Annotated in this window: 16 protein-coding genes; 3 read left to right on the top strand and 13 right to left on the bottom strand. The window is 59.0% G+C overall.

The window, feature by feature from the left end; genetic code table 11:
- Positions 1 to 9: 9 nt before the first annotated feature.
- A complete protein-coding gene (gene cobA, locus RMV17_RS09285) occupies positions 10 to 777 on the top strand; it encodes a uroporphyrinogen-III C-methyltransferase (RefSeq protein WP_311886315.1) in 768 nt (255 codons plus the stop codon).
- A gap of 97 nt (positions 778 to 874) precedes the next feature.
- Here cobA and RMV17_RS09280 read toward each other — a convergent pair whose 3' ends face one another.
- The 8 genes from RMV17_RS09280 to ppsA form a co-directional block, all read right to left on the bottom strand.
- Positions 875 to 1909, bottom strand: a complete 1035-nt coding sequence (locus tag RMV17_RS09280) for an OmpA family protein (RefSeq protein WP_034152869.1) — start codon at positions 1907 to 1909, stop codon at positions 875 to 877.
- Positions 1910 to 2016: 107 nt separating this feature from the next.
- Positions 2017 to 2607 carry an RNA polymerase sigma factor SigX gene (gene sigX / locus RMV17_RS09275; protein ID WP_034152870.1) on the bottom strand — a complete coding sequence of 197 codons (591 nt, stop codon included), beginning with the start codon at positions 2605 to 2607 and terminating at the stop codon, positions 2017 to 2019.
- Between the two features lie 90 nt (positions 2608 to 2697).
- The gene (locus RMV17_RS09270; protein WP_007916401.1) at positions 2698 to 3522 is read right to left on the bottom strand and encodes a mechanosensitive ion channel family protein; all 825 of its coding nucleotides are present in this window, start codon (positions 3520 to 3522) and stop codon (positions 2698 to 2700) included.
- A gap of 2 nt (positions 3523 to 3524) precedes the next feature.
- The gene (locus RMV17_RS09265; RefSeq protein ID WP_008076827.1) at positions 3525 to 3773 is read right to left on the bottom strand and encodes a hypothetical protein; all 249 of its coding nucleotides are present in this window, start codon (positions 3771 to 3773) and stop codon (positions 3525 to 3527) included.
- A gap of 63 nt (positions 3774 to 3836) precedes the next feature.
- Positions 3837 to 4832 carry a zinc transporter ZntB gene (locus tag RMV17_RS09260; RefSeq protein ID WP_034152871.1) on the bottom strand — a complete coding sequence of 332 codons (996 nt, stop codon included), beginning with the start codon at positions 4830 to 4832 and terminating at the stop codon, positions 3837 to 3839.
- Positions 4833 to 4854: 22 nt separating this feature from the next.
- Positions 4855 to 5346 (bottom strand): ribonuclease E activity regulator RraA, encoded by a 492-nt coding sequence (gene rraA, locus RMV17_RS09255; RefSeq protein ID WP_095120045.1) that lies wholly within the window; start codon positions 5344 to 5346, stop codon positions 4855 to 4857.
- Between the two features lie 226 nt (positions 5347 to 5572).
- A complete protein-coding gene (locus tag RMV17_RS09250; protein WP_034152873.1) occupies positions 5573 to 6562 on the bottom strand; it encodes an alpha/beta fold hydrolase in 990 nt (329 codons plus the stop codon).
- Positions 6563 to 6658: 96 nt separating this feature from the next.
- The gene (gene ppsA / locus RMV17_RS09245; RefSeq protein WP_311886314.1) at positions 6659 to 9034 is read right to left on the bottom strand and encodes a phosphoenolpyruvate synthase; all 2376 of its coding nucleotides are present in this window, start codon (positions 9032 to 9034) and stop codon (positions 6659 to 6661) included.
- Between the two features lie 174 nt (positions 9035 to 9208).
- Between ppsA and RMV17_RS09240 the strand changes: the two genes are divergently transcribed.
- Entirely contained in the window at positions 9209 to 10027 is an 819-nt protein-coding gene (locus RMV17_RS09240; protein ID WP_034152875.1) for a pyruvate, water dikinase regulatory protein, read from the top strand.
- Positions 10028 to 10148: 121 nt separating this feature from the next.
- Here the strand turns inward: RMV17_RS09240 and RMV17_RS09235 are convergent, their stop codons facing one another.
- Entirely contained in the window at positions 10149 to 11558 is a 1410-nt protein-coding gene (locus tag RMV17_RS09235) for a PLP-dependent aminotransferase family protein (protein WP_311886313.1), read from the bottom strand.
- A 114-nt stretch (positions 11559 to 11672) separates the two neighbouring features.
- Here RMV17_RS09235 and RMV17_RS09230 point away from each other — a divergent pair, with 114 nt between their 5' ends.
- The gene (locus tag RMV17_RS09230) at positions 11673 to 12578 is read left to right on the top strand and encodes an EamA family transporter (protein ID WP_196251128.1); all 906 of its coding nucleotides are present in this window, start codon (positions 11673 to 11675) and stop codon (positions 12576 to 12578) included.
- Here the strand turns inward: RMV17_RS09230 and prpD are convergent.
- The 4 genes from prpD to prpC all read right to left on the bottom strand — a co-directional run bounded on the left by prpD (position 12571) and on the right by prpC (position 19589).
- On the bottom strand, positions 12571 to 14055 hold the full coding sequence (gene prpD, locus RMV17_RS09225) for a 2-methylcitrate dehydratase (RefSeq protein ID WP_311886312.1): 1485 nt from the start codon (positions 14053 to 14055) through the stop codon (positions 12571 to 12573). The genes RMV17_RS09230 and prpD overlap by 8 nt on opposite strands.
- 361 nt (positions 14056 to 14416) lie before the next feature.
- On the bottom strand, positions 14417 to 15607 hold the full coding sequence (prpF, locus tag RMV17_RS09220; protein ID WP_311886311.1) for a 2-methylaconitate cis-trans isomerase PrpF: 1191 nt from the start codon (positions 15605 to 15607) through the stop codon (positions 14417 to 14419).
- A 54-nt stretch (positions 15608 to 15661) separates the two neighbouring features.
- Complete coding sequence (acnD, locus tag RMV17_RS09215) at positions 15662 to 18256, bottom strand: Fe/S-dependent 2-methylisocitrate dehydratase AcnD (protein ID WP_311886310.1); 2595 nt, start codon at positions 18254 to 18256, stop codon at positions 15662 to 15664.
- 205 nt (positions 18257 to 18461) lie between these two features.
- Entirely contained in the window at positions 18462 to 19589 is a 1128-nt protein-coding gene (gene prpC, locus RMV17_RS09210) for a 2-methylcitrate synthase (protein WP_311886309.1), read from the bottom strand.
- Positions 19590 to 19682 lie beyond the last annotated feature (93 nt).

Here is a 19682-nt window from a genome sequence, read left to right as displayed (position 1 = left end):
GAAAACACCATGAATGCAAAAGTCTGGCTGGTGGGTGCAGGTCCTGGTGATCCGGAACTGCTGACCCTCAAAGCGGTGCGTGCGTTGCGCGAGGCCGATGTGGTGCTGATCGATGACCTGGTCAACGACGCCGTGCTGGAACACTGCCCTGGCGCGCGCATCATTGCGGTGGGTAAGCGCGGTGGTTGCCGCTCGACACCGCAGGCGTTCATCCATCGACTGATGCTGCGCTATGCCCGCCATGGCAAGTGTGTGGTGCGGCTGAAGGGCGGTGATCCATGCATTTTCGGCCGTGGCGGCGAAGAGGCGCAGTGGCTGCGTGAACGTGGCGTTGAGGTGGAGTTGGTCAATGGCATCACTGCCGGGCTGGCCGGGGCGACGCAGTGCGATATTCCGCTGACGTTGCGCGGTGTGGCGCGCGGGGTCACGCTGGTGACGGCACACACCCAGGACGACAGCCAATTGAACTGGCAGGCGCTGGCGCAGGGCGGTACGACGCTGGTGGTTTATATGGGCGTGGCCAAGCTGGGCGAGATTCGCGATCAGTTGTTGGCGGGCGGGATGGCAGCGGATACGCCAGTGGCGATGATCGAGAATGCGTCGTTGCCAGAGCAGCGCGAATGCCGCAGTGATCTGGCGAGCATGAGCGATGACGCAGGAATTTTCGGATTGAAGAGCCCGGCGATTCTGGTGATTGGTGCGGTGGCGGCTGCTGGTGAAGATCAAAAGATCGCAGCCTGCGGCAGCTCCTACAGGACGTATGCAGATTTCATGTAGGAGCTGCCGAAGGCTGCGATCTTTTAAAGCTGCAAAGCCAAATCGCAGGCAAAGAAAAGCCCGGCCTAAGCCGGGCTTTTCTCGGAGCGGCAGCTAATTACTTAGCTTGAGCTTCAACCTGCGCTTCTACGCGACGGTTTACAGCGCGGCCAGCTTCAGTTTTGTTGTCAGCAACTGGGCGGGATTCGCCGTAGCCAACAGACTGAACGCGGGACGATTCAACACCGTACTGGTTGGTCAGAACTTGCTTAACGGCGTTTGCACGACGCTCGGACAGTTTCTGGTTGTAAGCGTCAGGACCGACGGAGTCAGTGTGACCTTCAACAGTAGTGGTGGTGGATGGGTACTGCTTCATGAAGTCAGCCAGGTTCTTGATGTCGCCGTAGCTGTTTGGCTTCACAACCGACTTGTCGAAGTCGAACTTAACGTCCAGCTCAACACGAACAACTTCAGCAACTGCTGGGCAGCCATCAGCGTCAACAGTTACGTTGGCTGGGGTGTCCGGGCACTTGTCAACGTTGTCGCAAACGCCATCGTTGTCGCTGTCGGAGCAGACTTCAGCTGGTGCTGGAACTGGAGCAGCAGCAGGCTTGGAGCCGCCACCGAAGTTCACACCGATACCAACGCTAGGAGCCCACTCGGTGTCGCCCTGGTCGATGTTGTACTGAGCTTCAACGCCAGCACGGGCGTAGAAGTTGTCGGTGAAGTACAGCTTGGCACCAGCGCCAACGTTGGCGAAGGTGGAGCGGTCACGACCGCCGGAACCGTTCTGACCGATGCTCTGATCGGAGAAACCAGCCGATACGTACGGACGCAGCATGTCGCCTGGGTTGTTGAAGTGGTACAGAGCGTCCAGAGCGGTGTTCGCGCCCTTGATGTTACGACCGTCGTCGGAACGCACGTTGTGCACTTCGTCGTAGCCCAGACGCAGTTCAACGTCGTCGGTCAGGAAGTAACCGATCGAGCCGCCGAACAGGTTGCCGTTGTTCTTGAAGTTACGAGCGCTGTCGAATTGTTCTTTCTTTGCGAAGCCTTCGATTTCAACTGCGCCTTGGCCTTGTGCCAGAGCGCCGAACGAAGTGGCGGCAATCAGAGAACCAATGGCCAAGCCCAAGGTGTTTTTCAGTTTCATCCGTTAAATCCCCATCTGGTGATTGTGAAGCAGTCCCGCAAACCGGGGGACAACTCGGCGGCAAGTCTATCAGAACTTGCCTACACGTAAGAGATATTTGCGCTGAACTAAGTTTCAGCAATGCCTGCAAATTTCTCACGCAATTTATCTAGAGCACGTTTGTAACGCATTTTTGTCGCACTCAAACCCATGTGCATGATGTCTGCGATCTCCTGAAATTCCAGCTCTGCGACAAATCGTAGCACCAGAATTTCGCGGTCAATCGGGTTCACATACACCAGCCAGCGATCAAGCCCGCCCTTCTCCTCGGGTTTCGGCGCCTTTTCTTCGGACGCTTCCTCGAGGGGGTCAAGACTCAATGCGTCCATCAAGCGACGCTTTCGCCGTTCCTTCCGATACTGCGTAATACATTCGTTGTACGTGATGCTGTAGAGCCACGTTTTGAACTTCGATTTCCCCTCGAAGTTCTTCAGGCCATACAGCACCTTCAACATGACTTCCTGACAGACATCGTCTGCGTCGCGATCGTTCCCAAGATATCTCGCACAAACGTTAAATAATGTTCGCTGGTAACGCCGCATCAGTTCTTCATAGGCGCGCGTTACGTGAAACAGCTCGGTATGCGAGCGCGCGACCAACTCCTCATCAGAGAGCTCGCGGGGGTCGTAGCGCGTGGATAGCGTTTGGGTTTTATTCAAAACAAGTCGTGCCGACAGTCAGGTCAATGTCCACCACAACCAGCATCAGCTGGCATTTTGCGGCGGCATACATTAGCAGGGTTTGCCGGATTAGCGGCTACTCACATGCTGTTCCAGCAGGATCCGATTGGAAAGAGAGACTAGCTCACCCTCATCGGTCAGCAATGTGGTTTTAACCGTGCCGATCTCTTCGATCTGCCCTTCGACCTCGCCAACACGCACTTGTTGCCCAACCTGATACAACTCACGCACATAGATTCCCGCAAGAATCTGACCGGCAATTTCCCGGCTTCCCAAACCCATGGCCAGCGCAACGGCCAGACCAACGGTAATCAAAACGATGACAATCACATGGTTCAGCAGGTCAGTCTTGACCTCAAGCTGACTGATCGCAACCGAGATGCTGATGATGATCACCAGCCCTTGCGCAATTCGCCCCAGCCCCGAAGCGTAGTCCAGGCCTACGCCTTCTGCCGCCCCGCGCACCAGCCCGTTGGCCAGCTGCGCGAGCAAAACACCTACCAGCAACACCAGCGCCGCACCGAATACTTTCGGCAAATAGAGCGCCAACATATCCAGCGTAGCTGAAACTCGCTCAAGGCCAAGGGATTCTGCTGCAGAAACCAGGAAAATCAGCAGGACGAACCAGTAAACGATTTTACCAATCAGCGTTGAAATCGGAACCTGCAGCCCCGCACGCGACATCAATTTGGTCAGCCCGGTACCGCCCATCAAGCGATCGAGGCCCAGTTTGGCGAGCAATTTGGACAGCAAGGTATCGAGCAGCTTGGCCACGACGAAACCCAACAGCAGCACGACCAGTGCGCCGAACAGGTTCGGGATGAAATTGGCCACTTTGGTCCACAACGCAGTCATTGCAGTGACGAGGCTCTGAGTCCAGAGGTCGAGTTCCATATTCAATCAGCCTTATCAGCAGTGCGAGCGGTAGGTTTACGAAGACGGGAAACCGGCGAGACATGCGCCGATCCGTTATTCAGGGCGATCATCAGCGCGGGCAGCCAGCGGCCCAGCAGGCTGAACAGATCACCGGCGCCAACCTGGCGGTTGGCGGTTTTGAGTACGCGGCCCAGACAAGCATCGTCGTCGCGGCTGGACGGCGAGGCGTTGAGCATGTCGCGCAAAGACTGTTCAAACGGATCGTGCATACGCACCTCTCGTGATGTCTGTGAAAGACGCGGGCAGATTTGGTCGGGTCACATGCGCCATGTTCAGACCCAGCGCAAACGACGGAATAACCACCACTGACCGAAGGCCAGGGCAAGCACCGTCAAACAGGCAATCAGGAAACCATAAGGACTGCTGGAGAACGGAATTCCGCCGACATTTATACCCAGCAGACCGGTGATGAAACTCATCGGCAAAAAGATGCAGGTGATGATCCCGAAGCGGTACATCGTGCGATTCATGCGCTCGCTCAAACGCCGGTCTTCAGCCTCCAGCACAAGCCCCACGCGCTCTCGGGTCAATTCGAGCTCTTCGAGATAACGGGTCAGGCTATTGTTCAACTCGTTCCAGTAATCGGCATCGTCATCGACAAACCACGGCAGTTTTATCCGCGTCAATTGTCCGAAAATATCCCGCTGCGGTGCAAGAAAACGCTTCAGCCCGGCAGCCCTGCGCCGGATGTGCAAAATGGCGCCATGCTCGGGGGTATACCGTTCGTCGGCATCCATCTTTTCTTCTTCTTCATCGGCGATTTCCGAGAGGCAGGTGACCAGATCCTGCACCTTGTTGGTGAGGAACTGCGCCAGATAAAGGATGAGTTCAGAGGAGGTTTTCGGGCCCTTGCCGTCCGCCAACTGAGCCAACAGCTCATCGGTGGCGCGCAGTGGGCGCAAACGCAGGGAAATCACCCGCTGGGCCGAAGCGAAAATCCGCACCGAGACCATGTCTTCCGGTTCGGCGCCAGGGTTGAGATTGACCCCGCGCAGAAACAGCAGCAGCTCGGCATCCGGCAGCGGCAACAGTCGCGGTCGCGTGTTCTCTTCCAGCAACAGATCGCAGGTGAATTCGTTGAGACCGCTGGATTTGCGCAGCCAGGTCTGGGTCTGCGGATGGCTGCGATCCCAATGCAGCCACAGGCTTTCATGGGCCTGCAGCTGCAAATCGTCGAGCTCAGTCCGGGCTATCGAACGCGCACCGCCTTTTCCGTCCAGCACCAGGGCATGCACCAGCCCCCATTGCGCGTTTTCTTCCTCGAACATCCGCATCCCTTTGTCGAAAAGCTTATTCAGGCATTTTCAGCGGACTCGGCGAAACGATCACGCCGTTGTTGTCCGCATAAATGTAGTGGCCCGGGTGGAACGTCACACCGGCGAAAGTCACCGGGACGTTGAGGTCACCGATACCACGTTTTTCAGTTTTCATCGGATGGCTGGCCAGCGCCTGCACGCCCAGATCGGTCTGCGCGATAACGTCGACGTCACGGATGCAGCCGTAGATCACCAGCCCTTCCCAACCGTTTTTAGCGGCCTTCTCGGCGATCATGTCGCCGAGCAATGCGCGACGCAGCGAACCGCCGCCATCGACCACCAATACCTTGCCGTTGCCCTTGAGTTCAGCCTGTTCCTTGACCAGAGAGTTGTCTTCGAAGCATTTGATGGTCACGATTTCGCCGCCGAACGAATCACGGCCGCCGAAATTGCTGAACATCGGTTCCAGCACCTGCACCAGCTCCGGATAGGCGTCGCACAGGTCAGGCGTAAGGTAATGGTTCATCGAAAAACTCCTGTAACAAGGAAGACGATCAAGGATGACGCATTCTTTTGAGACGATCTCCGGCGGTCGCTGTTTACCTTAGTCGATCCCATGGTCGCTGAACGAACCTGAACAAACCCTGAAACGTAATAGCTAAACAGCCACCAAAAATGACCAAAACCGCACAACGCGTCATATCTTAGCCGCAAGCCAACCCGAACGAAATGCCCTTTTCAGAGCTTCCCTCTCAGACCGCAGCAGCCAGATCCGGCTTCTCGCCCAGCAATGGCGTGTGCTGATCGTTCAACCAGCGTGCCACCAACGGCCACACCTCAGTCTGCGCCGCTTTGCTCACCAACATCTCGACATGGCCGAAATTATCGTTGAAACCCTGCTCGCGGCCCAGATTGATGAACTGCTTATGCTCGGAACCGATCTGCTCGAACAGTTTGCGACAGGCCCACGCCGGATCCTGATGATCCCCGGCCGCAGTCACCGCCAGCACTGGCACCTGAACATCAGCCAGCCCTGCCCACCAGTCCTTGTCCTTGTCGCCAAAACGGCCGAACAAGCCGTACCAGCGCATGCTTTCCAGCGCCAGACCGATCGGCTCATCTTCCGGGCCACGTTTGAGGCGCGAACCCGACAATTGCGCAAAGCGCTTGAGAATGAAGCGCCCGCTCCACTCCACCGGCGGAATTTTCAGCGGCCAATACGTACGGCTGACCTGCGTACCAAAAAACGCCGCCGAAGCCACGGCAGGCTCGCCAAGGTATTCGCCACCGAGCGCAGCCGCCAGGGTGATACCACCCAGCGAATGGCCGATCCAGTGCGGAACCTGCCCGCTCTGCTCACGCACGAACGCGGCAATCGCCGGCAGATCGTATCGCGCATAGTCGGCGACACGGTTGCGCCGGTATTCCTCGTTGCGCTGCGACAGGCCGTGGCCGCGCATCTCCGGAATCCACACATCGAAACCCAGACGCGTCAAATACGCGCCCAGCCCCAGACCTTTGGGTGAAAACCAGAAACGTCGATTGGAAAAACTGCCGTGCAGCAAAATCACCGGCACACCGCGAGGCGCCGAGTCATCGGCCATGCCCAACCGGGTCACAGCGATTTCCACGGACCAGTCGGGGCTGTTGCCGGGTTTCAAGCGATACACATCTTCGCTCAGATCACCGCGCCGTTCGGCGCTGATCAGGGCGACAGGAAATAGGTCACTGCTGCTTTGCATAATGCTCTTGCACAAAAAAGGGCGGCATCTACAGGAGCCCGCCCTACTTGAATCTCAAAACCCGCCTCCTGTGGAAGCGGGCCGTTCACATACCGATCAAGCCGGGGCTTGGCCTTCGGCGAGGAAGAACCAGGTTTCCAGCACGGAATCCGGGTTCAGCGACACGCTTTCGATGCCCTGCTCCATCAGCCACTTGGCCAGATCCGGGTGGTCCGAAGGGCCCTGACCGCAGATACCGATGTACTTGCCGGCCTTGTTGCACGCGGCAATCGCGTTGGCCAACAGCTTCTTGACCGCCGGATTACGCTCGTCGAACAGGTGCGCGATGATACCGGAATCGCGGTCAAGGCCCAGCGTCAACTGAGTCAGGTCGTTGGAACCGATCGAGAAACCGTCGAAGAATTCGAGGAATTCTTCAGCGAGGATCGCGTTGGAAGGCAGTTCGCACATCATGATCACGCGCAGACCGTTCTCGCCGCGCTTCAAGCCATTTTCGGCGAGCAGATCGACCACCTGGCTGGCTTCGCCCAGAGTACGGACGAACGGCACCATGATTTCGACGTTGGTCAGGCCCATCTCGTTGCGCACGCGTTTCAGCGCGCGGCATTCGAGTTCGAAGCAGTCACGGAACGATTCGCTGATGTAACGCGAAGCGCCACGGAAGCCCAGCATCGGGTTTTCTTCTTCCGGCTCGTACAGCTTGCCGCCGATCAGGTTGGCGTATTCGTTGGACTTGAAGTCGGACAGACGCACGATGACTTTCTTCGGTGCGAACGCGGCAGCGAGGGTGCTGATGCCTTCAACCAGTTTCTCAACGTAGAAACCGACCGGATCGTCGTAACCGGCGATGCGCTTGTCGACGCTGTCCTTGATTTCCTGCGGCAGACCGTCGTAGTTCAACAGCGCTTTCGGGTGGACGCCGATCATGCGGTTGATGATGAATTCCAGACGGGCCAGACCCACACCGGCGTTCGGCAGCTGCGCAAAGTCGAAGGCGCGGTCCGGGTTGCCGACGTTCATCATGATCTTGAACGGCAGCTCCGGCATGGCGTCCACGGAGTTCTTCTTGATGTCGAAGCCCAGTTCGCCTTCGAAGATGTAACCGGTGTCGCCTTCGGCGCACGAAACGGTCACGCCCTGGCCATCCTTCAGCAGTTGGGTGGCGTTGCCGCAACCGACCACTGCCGGAATACCCAGCTCGCGAGCGATGATCGCTGCGTGGCAGGTACGGCCGCCACGGTTGGTGACGATGGCGCTGGCGCGCTTCATCACCGGTTCCCAGTCCGGGTCGGTCATGTCGGAAACCAGCACGTCGCCCGGCTGGACTTTGTCCATCTCGGACACGTCTTTGATGATGCGCACTTTACCGGCGCCGATGCGCTGGCCAATCGCACGACCTTCCACCAGCACGGTGCCGGTTTCTTTCAGCAGGTAACGTTCCATGACGTTGGCCTGAGTGCGGCTTTTCACGGTTTCCGGACGGGCCTGCACGATGTACAGCTGGCCGTCGTCACCGTCCTTGGCCCACTCGATGTCCATCGGGCAGCCGTAGTGCTTTTCGATGATCATCGCTTGCTTGGCCAATTCGCTGACTTCAGCGTCGGTCAGGCAGAAACGCGCGCGCTCAGCCTTGTCGACGTCGACGGTCTTGACCGAACGACCGGCCTTGGCCTCGTCGCCGTAGATCATCTTGATGGCTTTGCTGCCGAGGTTGCGACGCAGGATCGCCGGGCGACCGGCCTCCAGCGTGCCCTTGTGCACGTAGAACTCATCCGGGTTGACCGCGCCTTGTACGACGGTTTCGCCCAGGCCGTAAGCGCCGGTGATGAACACCACGTCGCGGAAACCGGATTCGGTATCGAGGGTAAACATCACGCCGGCGGTGCCGGTTTCCGAACGCACCATGCGCTGCACGCCAGCCGACAGGGCGACCAGTTTGTGGTCGAAGCCCTGGTGCACGCGGTAGGAAATCGCACGGTCGTTGAACAGCGAAGCGAACACCTCTTTGGCGGCGCGGATAACGTTTTCCACACCACGGATGTTCAGGAAGGTTTCCTGCTGACCGGCGAACGAGGCGTCCGGCAAGTCTTCGGCGGTGGCGGAAGAACGCACGGCCACGGCCACATCAGGGTTGCCGGCCGACAGCGCGGCGAACGCGGTGCGGATCTCGGCATTGAGTTTTTCCGGGAATTCGGCGTCCATGATCCATTGACGGATCTGTGCGCCGGTCTTGGCCAGGGCGTTGACGTCGTCAACGTCGAGCGCGTCGAGGGCCTGGTGGATCTGGTCGTTGAGGCCGCTCAGTTCGAGGAAATCACGATAAGCCTGAGCCGTGGTGGCGAAGCCGCCGGGGACCGAAACACCGGCGCCTGCCAGGTTACTGATCATCTCGCCCAGGGATGCGTTCTTGCCCCCCACATGCTCAACATCGTGTTTGCCGAGCTTATCGAGGGAAACTACGTACTCTACCAAGGTGATCTCTCCACTAACTGTGTTGGAAAAGCTCAGAAACCGGCGGCCCGGGGGAGCCTTGGCCGGTTGTATGGCCTGGACCTGGAAAATAAGTGAGAATGCTGGCCATTGGCGGCCGGCAAATCGCGCCTATCATATCCAAGATTCGTTACTAGCTTAAGGCCCAAGGTGCAAATGAAACGATCTGCTTTCTTCATCTCAGATGGCACCGGCATCACTGCCGAAACCCTGGGTCAAAGCCTTCTGGCGCAGTTCGAAAACATTACCTTCAGCAAATTCACGCGACCGTACATCGACAGCGTTGAAAAAGCGCGGGCCATGGTACAACAAATCAACAAAGCCGCCGAAACCGACGGCTTTCGCCCGATCATCTTCGACACCATCGTCAATCAGGACATCCGTGAGATTCTTGCAACGTCCAATGGTTTCATGATCGACATTTTCTCGACCTTCCTCGCCCCGCTCGAGCAGGAACTGACCGAGCATTCTTCCTACACCGTCGGCAAGTCCCATTCGATCGGCCACAACTCCAATTACATGGAGCGCATCGAGGCGGTGAACTTCGCCCTCGACAACGACGACGGTGCGCGCACGCACTATTACGACAAAGCCGATTTGATACTAGTGGGCGTGTCGCGATGCGGTAAAACGCCGACGTGTCTGTACATGGCCATGCAGTTCGGCATCCGCGCGGCCAACTATCCGCTGACCGAAGACGACATGGAACGCCTGACCCTGCCAACGGCCCTGCGCGCCCATCAGCACAAGCTGTTCGGCCTGACCATCGACCCGGACCGCCTCACCGCGATCCGCAACGAGCGCAAGCCCAACAGCCGTTATTCGAGCTACGCCCAGTGCGAATTCGAGGTGCGTGAAGTGGAAAACCTGTTCCGTCGCGAGAACATCCCCAACATCAACTCCACGCATTTTTCGGTGGAAGAGATTTCGGCGAAGATTCTGGTGGAGAAAGGTGTGGAGCGGCGGTTCAAGTAGCTCTGCATCGCCTGATCTGACGCCTTCGTGAGCAAGCTCGCTCCCACAGGTTTCTGGAGTGTCTGCAAATTTTGCATTCACCACAAAACCCTGTGGAAGCGAGCTTGCTCGCGAAGAACGATTACACGGTCTCGGTTAATGCCCGCGCCAAAGCCTCGAATCCACTAAGCAACAACCGATCATCCCCCACCGCATTACACACACTCACCCGAACAAACTGCGGCACCGCCGCATGTCCGACCGCAAACGCCTCAGCGGTGGCCACCAGATAGTTGTTCTCCTTCAACTCCGCCGCAATCTGCGACGCCCGCCACAACTCCGGCACTTCCACCCAGAAATGCGGGCTGTAAGCATGAGTCTTGTGGTTCAAGCCCTGCAGAACGGGCGAAACCAGTGCCTTGCGCCGGCTAATCTCGCTGATTTGCTCGTCCAGCAAGCGCTCGGCCATACCGCTTTCGATCCACAGGCTCGCCACTTCCATCGATAACGGATTGGCCATCCAGCACGTCGCGCGGATGGCGGCACTCAAACGCCCGATCAACGCTTGCGGCGCATGCAGATAACCGACGCGCAAACCCGCCGAAACAGCCTTGCTCAGGCTGCCGATCAACACCGAACGCTCCGGCGCGAAGTAGCTGAGCGGCAAAGGGCGTTGGCGATCCAGAACGGCGTGGGCTTCGTCCTCGATGATCAGCAGGTTGTGCTGACGACAGAGGTCGGCAATCGCCTCACGCCGTGGGATCGACATCACTGCGGCTGTAGGATTCTGGATCGTCGGCGTGCAATACAGCGCCGAAACACGATGCTGACGGCAGATGTCCTCCAGCGCCGACGGTAAAAGCCCTTCGTCGTCCATCGCCGCGCCAATGAGTTTTATCCCGAGCTGGCGTGCGACGCCGATCAATCCCGGGTAGGACAGATGCTCGGTGACCACGGTGTCGCCGGCCTTGAGCAAGCCCATCAACGTGCACAGCAGACCATGCTGACCACCGTTGACGCACAATACTTGATCGGCATGCGGGACAAACGCCGCATGCTGCAACCACACCGCCCCCGCCAATCGGTGCCGGGCCAAACCACCTTCAGCAGTGTACCCGGTCAATTGCTGCAACACCCGAGGATCACTGGCCAGCTCCTGCAGACTCTGGCTCATGAACGCCGCTTCCTGCGCCGGAATCGGTTGATTGCGGCTCATGTCGAAACAGGCCGACGGCTCATCGCTGACATTGCGAAAGCCTTTGTCCTGCGGCCGCTCCATCCCGCGCTCACACACGTAGGTGCCATCTCCGACGCGGGCGACGACCAATCCCACACGTTCCAGCTCACCGTAGGCACGACTGATGGTGCCGATGGTCACCCCCAGGCTGTCGGCCAGCAATCGGTGCGGCGGCAACTTGCATCCAGCCTCAATCACGCCTTCGTCGATGGCCTGCGTGACAGCGTCCGCCAGGCGTTTGTACTTCACGCCAACGCCATTAGCGAGGCCGTCGCGCAGGATTGACACCATGGCAATACTTACTTTGACAGTCATTCTCGCCCCGAATAGCGTGCTTAAAACAGGTTCAATCAGAAATAGCCCGTTTCCGCGACCAGGTCAATTCCACCGTTCGGAGCACGCCACATGTCGACCGCCGTCAGCACACCGATGAATATCAGCAAACCCTGGCTCGCCGGATTGCTCACCAGCACGCTGTTTTTGATCGTCTGTCTGAGCTGGGGCACGACGTGGCTGGGGATCAAGATTGCGGTGGAAAGCGTGCCGCCCCTGACCGCCGCCGGGTTGCGCTTTCTGATTGCCTTTCCGCTGTTCCTGAGCTTTGCGCTGTTACGCAAGGAACCGCTGTTGTTTCCCCGAAAAAGTCGCTGGTTCTTTGTGTTCGTCACGTTGTCGTATTTCAGCCTGCCCTACTACCTGCTCAACTACGGCGAGATGCACGTGTCATCGGGCCTGACGGCGCTGCTGTTCAGTTGCATGCCGGTGTTTATCCTGTTGTTTTCCGCGCTGTTTCTACGCGAGAAAATCTACCCGTCGCAAATGCTCGGCATCACTATCGGTTTTGGCAGTCTGTTCATGATTATTCGCAGTCAGGGTCTGCATCTGGATCAGGCCGAATGGCTGGGGGTGCTGGCGATTCTGTGCGCAGCGGTGATGCATGCGCTGTGCTACGTGGTGACGAAAAAGCACGGCAGCGCCATCAGTGTGATCACCTACAACACACTGCCAATCGGCATTGCCGGGGCGATGTTATTTATTGTCGGATTGAGCGTTGAGACGCCGGTATTCAGTGATGTCAGCGCCCGCTCGTGGGGCGCCCTGTTCTATCTCGGGCTGGTGGCCTCGGTCGGCGGATTCATCGTTTACTTTTTGCTGCTTAAACGCTTGAGCCCGATCATTCTGTCGTTCGTGTTTATCATTTTCCCGGTGTTCGCCGTGATCATCGGCGCCTGGTACGAGGGGCAAACCCTGTCCCGGGAGCTGATGATCTATTCGGCGATTTTGTTGAGCGGCTTTGCGATCACCAAATTGCCTGTGGAAAAGTGGTTCAGATAACCAACATATCCACAAAGCGGTTAACGGCCGTCGCTTCAAGCAGCGCCTGATCCTTGCACAACGCGAAGATCTCGCTGCTGCGCTGGCCGGTGAAGCGCGTGGCCAGGTTGGCTTTGAACTTGTCCTCAAGCAACGGAATGCCCTCGGCACGGCGCCGGCGATGACCGATCGGGTATTCCACGACGACGTTTTCAGTGCTGCTGCCGTCCTTGAAAAACACCTGCACGGCGTTGGCGATCGAGCGTTTGTCAGGCTCCAGGTATTCGCGGGTGAAACGCGGCTCTTCGACGATGACCATTTTCTCGCGCAGCACATCGATGATCGGATGCGCCCGGTGGAAATCGTCTTCGTACTGCTCGGCGACCAGATTGCCAAAGGCCAGCGGCACGGCGGTCATGTACTGGATGCAGTGATCGCGATCGGCAGCGTTGGCCAGCGGCCCGACTTTGGAAATGATGCGAATCGCCGATTCGTGAGTGGTGATGACGATCCGGTCGATTTCATGCAGACGATTACGCACTTGCGGGTGCAAGGTCACCGCGGCTTCGCAGGCAGTTTGCGCATGAAACTCGGCGGGGAAGCTGATCTTGAACAGCACGTTTTCCATCACGTAACTGCCGAACGGCCGCGAAAAACTGAAAGCACGTTTATCTTCCGGTTTCAGCGCCAGATCGCTGTTGGTATGGCTGAACAGCACGTCATAAAAGCCCCACTGTTTCGCAGTCAGCACGCCGGGAATGCCCATTTCGCCGCGCATGGCGATGTCGGCCAGACGCACACCACGACTCGTCGCATCCCCCGCCGCCCAGGACTTTCGCGAACCGGCGTTCGGTGCATGTCGATAGGTGCGCAGGGCCTGACCATCGGCAAACGCGTGAGACAACGCCGACAGCAGTTGCTCACGATTAGCGCCCATCAGTTTGGCGGTAACGGCGGTTGAAGCGACTTTCACCAGAATGACGTGATCGAGTCCTACGCGATTGAAGGAGTTTTCCAGAGCGATCACGCCTTGAATCTCGTGGGCCATGATCATCGCTTCGAGCACATCGCGAATGGTCAACGGCGCCTCGCCGTTGGCCAGACGCTTTTGCGAGAGGTGATCGGCCACCGCGAGAATGCCACCGAGGTTGTCCGAGGGATGGCCCCATTCGGCGGCGAGCCAGGTGTCGTTGTAGTCGAGCCAGCGGACGATACAGCCGATGTCCCACGCGGCTTTGACCGGATCGAGTCGATAGCTGGTGCCGGGGACCCGCGCACCGTAAGGAACCACCGTTCCTTCGACTATCGGGCCTAGGTGTTTGGTGCACTCGGGAAAACGCAGTGCCAGCAGACCGCAGCCCAGCGTGTCCATCAGGCAATTGCGGGCGGTATCGAGGGCTTCGGCAGAGGGGGCTTTGAAGGTGAGGACGTAATCGGCGATGTCCTGCAGGACACGGTCGTAGTCGGGGCGGTTGTTCAGGTCGACGTTGGCGCTCATTGCGGTTCTCCTGTGCGGGAATGATGAGTGGTGCGGTCTTCCTCAGGGCTTGGCGGGTTGGGTCTGGTTGATTGCAGGTCTGGGGTGCCTGCTTGTTTTGGGTTTCTTCAGTGGGTGGCCCCTCACCCTAACCCTCTCCCGAGGGAGAGGGAACCGATTGGGGGATGCTGTAGAGCTTCACCGACTTGAACGATCTCCATTGAATCCATAATCGATCTGGTCAATGTACAATTTCAAACACCTCGATCAGCACCCGGATCCATAATCGACTCGATCTTTCAGGTCGATGTACAACCCCAGACACCTCGGTCGGCTCCCTCTCCCTCCGGGAGAGGGCTGGGGTGAGGGAAAGTTTGTTCGGTCAGAAAGAGTCTCCGGGAACACGGACGTAGCCTTCCATCAGCACGCGCGCACTGCGGCTCATGATGGCTTTCTTCACCACCCACTCGCCGTTCTCCAGACTGGCTTCAGCGCCAACGCGCAACGTCCCGGACGGATGCCCGAAACGCACAGCACTACGTTCAACACCACCCGCTGCAAGGTTCACCAACGTGCCGGAAATGGCTGCCGCAGTCCCAATCGCCACCGCCGCCGTGCCCATCATCGCGTGATGTAACTTGCCCATCGACAACGCGCGAACCAGCAAATCGACGTCTCCGGCGCCAACCGCTTTGCCACTCGACGCCACGTAATCCGCAGGCTTGGCGACAAACGCGACTTTCGGCGTGTGCTGCCGTTTCGCTGCTTCATCGAGATTTGCAATCAAGCCCATGCGCAATGCGCCGTAAGCCCGAATCGTCTCAAACATCTGCAGCGCCTTCGGATCGCTGTTGATCGCGCTCTGCAACTCGGTGCCGGTGTAGCCAATGTCTTCGGCGTTGATGAAAATCGTCGGGATACCGGCGTTGATCATGGTCGCCTTGAACGTACCGACACCCGGCACTTCCAGCTCATCGATCAGGTTGCCGGTAGGAAACATCGAACCACCGCCACCCTCTTCTTCCGCCGCCGGATCCATGAATTCGACCTGCACTTCGGCCGCCGGAAAGGTCACGCCGTCGAGTTCGAAATCACCGGTCTCCTGCACTTCGCCGTTGGTGATCGGCACGTGGGCAATAATCGTTTTGCCGATGTTGGCCTGCCACACGCGCACCACCGCGACACCGTTGTGCGGAATGCGGCTGGCATCGACCAGGCCATTGCTGATAGCGAACGAGCCGACCGCTGCCGAGAGGTTGCCGCAGTTGCCGCTCCAGTCTACGAACGGCTTGTCGATCGAGACCTGACCGAACAGGTAATCAACGTCGTGATCGGCCTTGATGCTTTTCGACAGGATCACGGTTTTGCTGGTGCTTGAAGTCGCGCCGCCCATGCCGTCGATCTGCTTGTCGTAAGGGTCGGGGCTGCCGATCACGCGCAGCAATAAAGCGTCGCGAGCCGGGCCGGGAATCTGCGCCGCTTCGGGCAGATCCTTGAGGCTGAAGAACACGCCTTTGCTGGTCCCGCCGCGCATGTAGGTGGCGGGGATTTTTATTTGTGGTGCGTGAGCCATGGTTGCTCCTCAAAGGACCAAGGGACTCATCATCCCTTGGCCACTTAACTTGTTTTAAACGGCAACCGCCGACTCTTCGAGAAAGTCCTGAGCGAAGCGCTGCAACACGCCGCCAGCCTCGTAGATCGACACTTCTTCAGCGGTATCGAGACGGCAAGTCACCGGCACCTCAACGCGCTCGCCGTTCTGGCGATGGATCACCAGCGTCAGGTCCGCGCGCGGTTTGCGCTCGCCGATTACGTCGTAGGTTTCGCTGCCGTCGATGGCCAGGGTGTGACGGTCAGTGCCCGGCTTGAACTCCAGCGGCAACACGCCCATGCCCACCAGGTTGGTGCGGTGAATGCGCTCGAAACCTTCTGCGGCAATCGCCTCGACGCCGGCCAAACGCACGCCTTTCGCCGCCCAGTCGCGGGACGAACCCTGACCGTAATCGGCGCCGGCGATGATGATCAGCGGCTGCTTGCGTTCCATGTAGGTTTCAATGGCTTCCCACATGCGCATGACCTTGCCTTCCGGCTCGACCCGCGCCAGCGAACCCTGTTGGACCTTGCCGTTTTCCACGACCATTTCGTTGAACAGTTTCGGGTTGGCGAAGGTCGCGCGTTGTGCAGTCAAGTGGTCGCCACGGTGGGTGGCGTAGGAGTTGAAGTCCTCTTCCGGCAGGCCCATTTTCGCCAGGTATTCGCCGGCGGCGCTGTCGAGCATGATCGCGTTGGATGGCGACAGGTGATCGGTGGTGATGTTGTCCGGCAGCACCGCCAGCGGGCGCATGCCCTTCAGCGGACGGGCGCCGGCCAGCGCACCTTCCCAGTACGGCGGACGGCGGATGTAGGTGCTCATCTCGCGCCAGTCGTACAGCGGCGTGACTTTCGGACCGGTGTCTTCATGGACGGCGAACATCGGAATGTAGACCTGACGGAACTGCTCAGGCTTGACCGAAGACTTCACCACGGCGTCGATTTCTTCGTCGCTCGGCCAGATGTCTTTGAGGCGGATTTCCTTGCCGTCGACCACGCCCAAGACATCTTTCTCGATATCAAAACGGATGGTCCCGGCGATGGCGTACGCGACCACCAGTGGCGGCGAAGCGAGGAACGCTTGTTTGGCGTACGGGTGGATGCGGCCGTCGAAGTTGCGGTTGCCCGAGAGCACGGCGGTGGCGTACAGATCGCGGTCGATGATCTCTTGCTGGATCACCGGATCGAGCGCGCCGGACATGCCATTGCACGTGGTGCAAGCGAAGGCGACGACGCCGAAGCCGAGCTGCTCCAGCTCCGTGGTCAGCCCCGCTTCGTCGAGGTACAGCGCCACGGTTTTCGAACCCGGCGCCAGTGAGGATTTCACCCACGGCTTGCGGGTCAGACCAAGCTTGTTGGCATTGCGCGCCAGCAGGCCGGCGGCGATGACGTTGCGCGGGTTGCTGGTGTTGGTGCAACTGGTGATGGCAGCGATGATCACCGCGCCGTCGGGCATTTGCCCCGGCACGTCATCCCACTGGCCGGAGATGCCTTTGGCGGCCAGATCGGATACCGCAACGCGCGCATGCGGGTTGCTCGGGCCGGCCATGTTGCGCACCACCGAGGACAGGTCGAAAGTCAGACCGCGCTCGTATTGCGCGCCTTTCAGGCTGTCCGCCCATAGACCGGTCAGCTTGGCGTATTGCTCGACCAACTGCACTTGCTGGTCTTCACGACCGGTGAGTTTCAGGTAGTCGATGGTTTGCTGATCGATGTAGAACATCGCCGCGGTGGCGCCGTATTCCGGGGCCATGTTGGAGATGGTCGCGCGGTCGCCGAGGGTCAACGCCGCGGCGCCTTCACCGAAGAACTCCAGCCACGCGCCGACGACTTTCTGTTTGCGCAGGTATTCGGTCAGCGCCAGCACCATGTCGGTGGCGGTGATGCCCGGTTGCAGCTTGCCGGTCAGCTCGACGCCGACGCTTTCCGGCAGGCGCATCCACGACGCGCGACCGAGCATCACGCTCTCGGCCTCGAGGCCGCCGACGCCAATGGCGATTACGCCCAGCGCATCGACGTGCGGGGTGTGGCTGTCAGTGCCGACGCAGGTGTCGGGAAACGCGACGCCCTCACGCACCTGAATCACCGGCGACATTTTCTCCAGGTTGATCTGGTGCATGATGCCGTTGCCGGGCGGGATCACATCAACGTTCTTGAAGGCCTTTTTGGTCCAGTTGATGAAGTGGAAACGGTCTTCGTTGCGACGGTCTTCGATGGCGCGGTTTTTCTCGAACGCCTGCTTGTCGAAACCGCCCGCTTCCACTGCCAGCGAGTGGTCGACGATCAATTGCGTCGGCACCACCGGATTGACCTGCGCCGGGTCGCCGCCCTGCAAAGCGATGGCGTCGCGCAGGCCTGCAAGGTCGACCAGTGCGGTCTGGCCGAGAATGTCATGACAGACCACACGCGCCGGGAACCACGGGAAGTCGAGGTCGCGCTTGCGTTCGATCAGTTGCATGAGGGAATCGGTGAGCGTGGCCGGGTCGCAGCGACGCACGAGGTTTTCCGCCAGCACGCGGGAGGTGTACGGCAGAGTGTCGTAACTGCCGGGCTGGATCGCCTCGACGGCCGCGCGGGCGTCGAAATAATCCAGAGGGCTGCCGGGCAGGGTTTTGCGGAATGCTGTGTTCATCGGGTCAGGACTCGGTCACGGTGGTTTCAAAGGGTGGGGCCAGACACCGACCTCAAAATTCACACTGAACCCTGTGGGAGCTGGCTTGCCAGCGATGCGGTGGGTCAGTCAGCATCATTGTTGGATGTGACGCCGTCATCGCTGGCAAGCCAGCTCCCACAGGAATTTAGGTGAGCTTCGAGATCAGTATTCGGCCCTCACCATTTCAGCGACGTTCGATTGGCACGAACTTGCGCTGTTCGACGCCGACGTACTCGGCGCTTGGACGGATGATGCGGTTGTTGGCGCGTTGTTCGAACACATGCGCAGCCCAGCCGGTCAGGCGCGAGCAGACGAAGATCGGCGTAAACAGTTTGGTCGGGATGCCCATGAAGTGGTACGCCGAGGCATGGTAGAAATCGGCGTTCGGGAACAGTTTTTTCTGCTCCCACATGGTCTTGTCGATGGCTTCGGAAACCGGAAACAACACCTTGTCACCGACTTCGTCCGCGAGCTTTTTCGACCAGCCCTTGATCACCTCGTTGCGCGGATCGCTGTCCTTATAGATCGCGTGACCGAAGCCCATGATCTTGTCTTTGCGCTCGAGCATGCCGAGGGTGCCTTTGATCGCGTCTTCCGGCGACGAGAAGCGCTCGATCATTTCCATCGCTGCTTCGTTGGCGCCGCCGTGCAACGGGCCGCGCAGCGAACCGATGGCGGCGGTCACGCAGGAATACAGATCGGACAGGGTCGAGGCGCAAACGCGGGCGGTGAAGGTCGAGGCGTTGAATTCGTGTTCGGCGTAAAGGATCAGCGAGACGTTCATCACTTTGACGTGCAGCTCGCTCGGCTTCTTGTCGTGCAGCAGGTGCAGGAAGTGGCCGCCGATGGTTGGCTCGTCGCTGACGCAATTGATGCGCTTGCCGTCGTGGCTGAAGCGATACCAGTAGCACATGATCGCCGGGAATGCGGCGAGCAAACGGTCGGTCTTGTCGCGTTGCTCGGAAAAGTCCTTCTCCGGTTCGATGTTGCCAAGGAACGAGCAACCGGTGCGCATCACGTCCATCGGGTGGGCGTCGGCGGGGATGCGTTCGAGCACTTCTTTCAGCGCCTGCGGCAGGTCGCGCAGTTTGCTCAGTTTGCCTTGGTATTCGTCCAGTTGCGCCTGGGTCGGCAGCTCGCCGTAGAGCAGCAGGTAGGCGACTTCTTCAAATTGCGCATCGGCTGCCAGTTCGCGCACGTCGTAGCCGCGATAGGTCAGCCCGGCACCGGCCTGGCCCACGGTGGACAGTGCGGTTTGCCCGGCAACCTGGCCACGGAGCCCGGCGCCACTGAGTACTTTTGCTTCGGCCATTTCTATCTCCAATCTTGAATTTGTTAGGGAGTGTGGCGAAAAGATCGCAGCCTCGTTGCACTCGTCAGCTCCTACAGGGGAATGCGGTTCATG

It is taken from the genome of Pseudomonas sp. VD-NE ins, assembly GCF_031882575.1.
Taxonomy (GTDB): domain Bacteria; phylum Pseudomonadota; class Gammaproteobacteria; order Pseudomonadales; family Pseudomonadaceae; genus Aquipseudomonas; species Aquipseudomonas fluorescens_BZ.
This window is presented reverse-complemented; position numbering and strand designations above follow the sequence as displayed.

Bases quoted from the DNA above. Each gene is read 5' to 3' on its own strand.
- rraA (WP_095120045.1), bottom strand. From the start codon at position 5,346: ATGAACCATTACCTTACGCCTGACCTGTGCGACGCCTATCCGGAGCTG.
- cobA (WP_311886315.1), top strand. From the start codon at position 10: ATGAATGCAAAAGTCTGGCTGGTGGGTGCAGGTCCTGGTGATCCGGAA.
- RMV17_RS09280 (WP_034152869.1), bottom strand. From the start codon at position 1,909: ATGAAACTGAAAAACACCTTGGGCTTGGCCATTGGTTCTCTGATTGCC.
- RMV17_RS09240 (WP_034152875.1), top strand. From the start codon at position 9,209: ATGAAACGATCTGCTTTCTTCATCTCAGATGGCACCGGCATCACTGCC.
- prpD (WP_311886312.1), bottom strand. From the start codon at position 14,055: ATGAGCGCCAACGTCGACCTGAACAACCGCCCCGACTACGACCGTGTC.
- RMV17_RS09235 (WP_311886313.1), bottom strand. From the start codon at position 11,558: ATGACTGTCAAAGTAAGTATTGCCATGGTGTCAATCCTGCGCGACGGC.
- RMV17_RS09265 (WP_008076827.1), bottom strand. From the start codon at position 3,773: ATGCACGATCCGTTTGAACAGTCTTTGCGCGACATGCTCAACGCCTCG.
- RMV17_RS09260 (WP_034152871.1), bottom strand. From the start codon at position 4,832: ATGTTCGAGGAAGAAAACGCGCAATGGGGGCTGGTGCATGCCCTGGTG.
- RMV17_RS09230 (WP_196251128.1), top strand. From the start codon at position 11,673: ATGAATATCAGCAAACCCTGGCTCGCCGGATTGCTCACCAGCACGCTG.
- prpF (WP_311886311.1), bottom strand. From the start codon at position 15,607: ATGGCTCACGCACCACAAATAAAAATCCCCGCCACCTACATGCGCGGC.
- acnD (WP_311886310.1), bottom strand. From the start codon at position 18,256: ATGAACACAGCATTCCGCAAAACCCTGCCCGGCAGCCCTCTGGATTAT.
- RMV17_RS09250 (WP_034152873.1), bottom strand. From the start codon at position 6,562: ATGCAAAGCAGCAGTGACCTATTTCCTGTCGCCCTGATCAGCGCCGAA.
- prpC (WP_311886309.1), bottom strand. From the start codon at position 19,589: ATGGCCGAAGCAAAAGTACTCAGTGGCGCCGGGCTCCGTGGCCAGGTT.
- RMV17_RS09270 (WP_007916401.1), bottom strand. From the start codon at position 3,522: ATGGAACTCGACCTCTGGACTCAGAGCCTCGTCACTGCAATGACTGCG.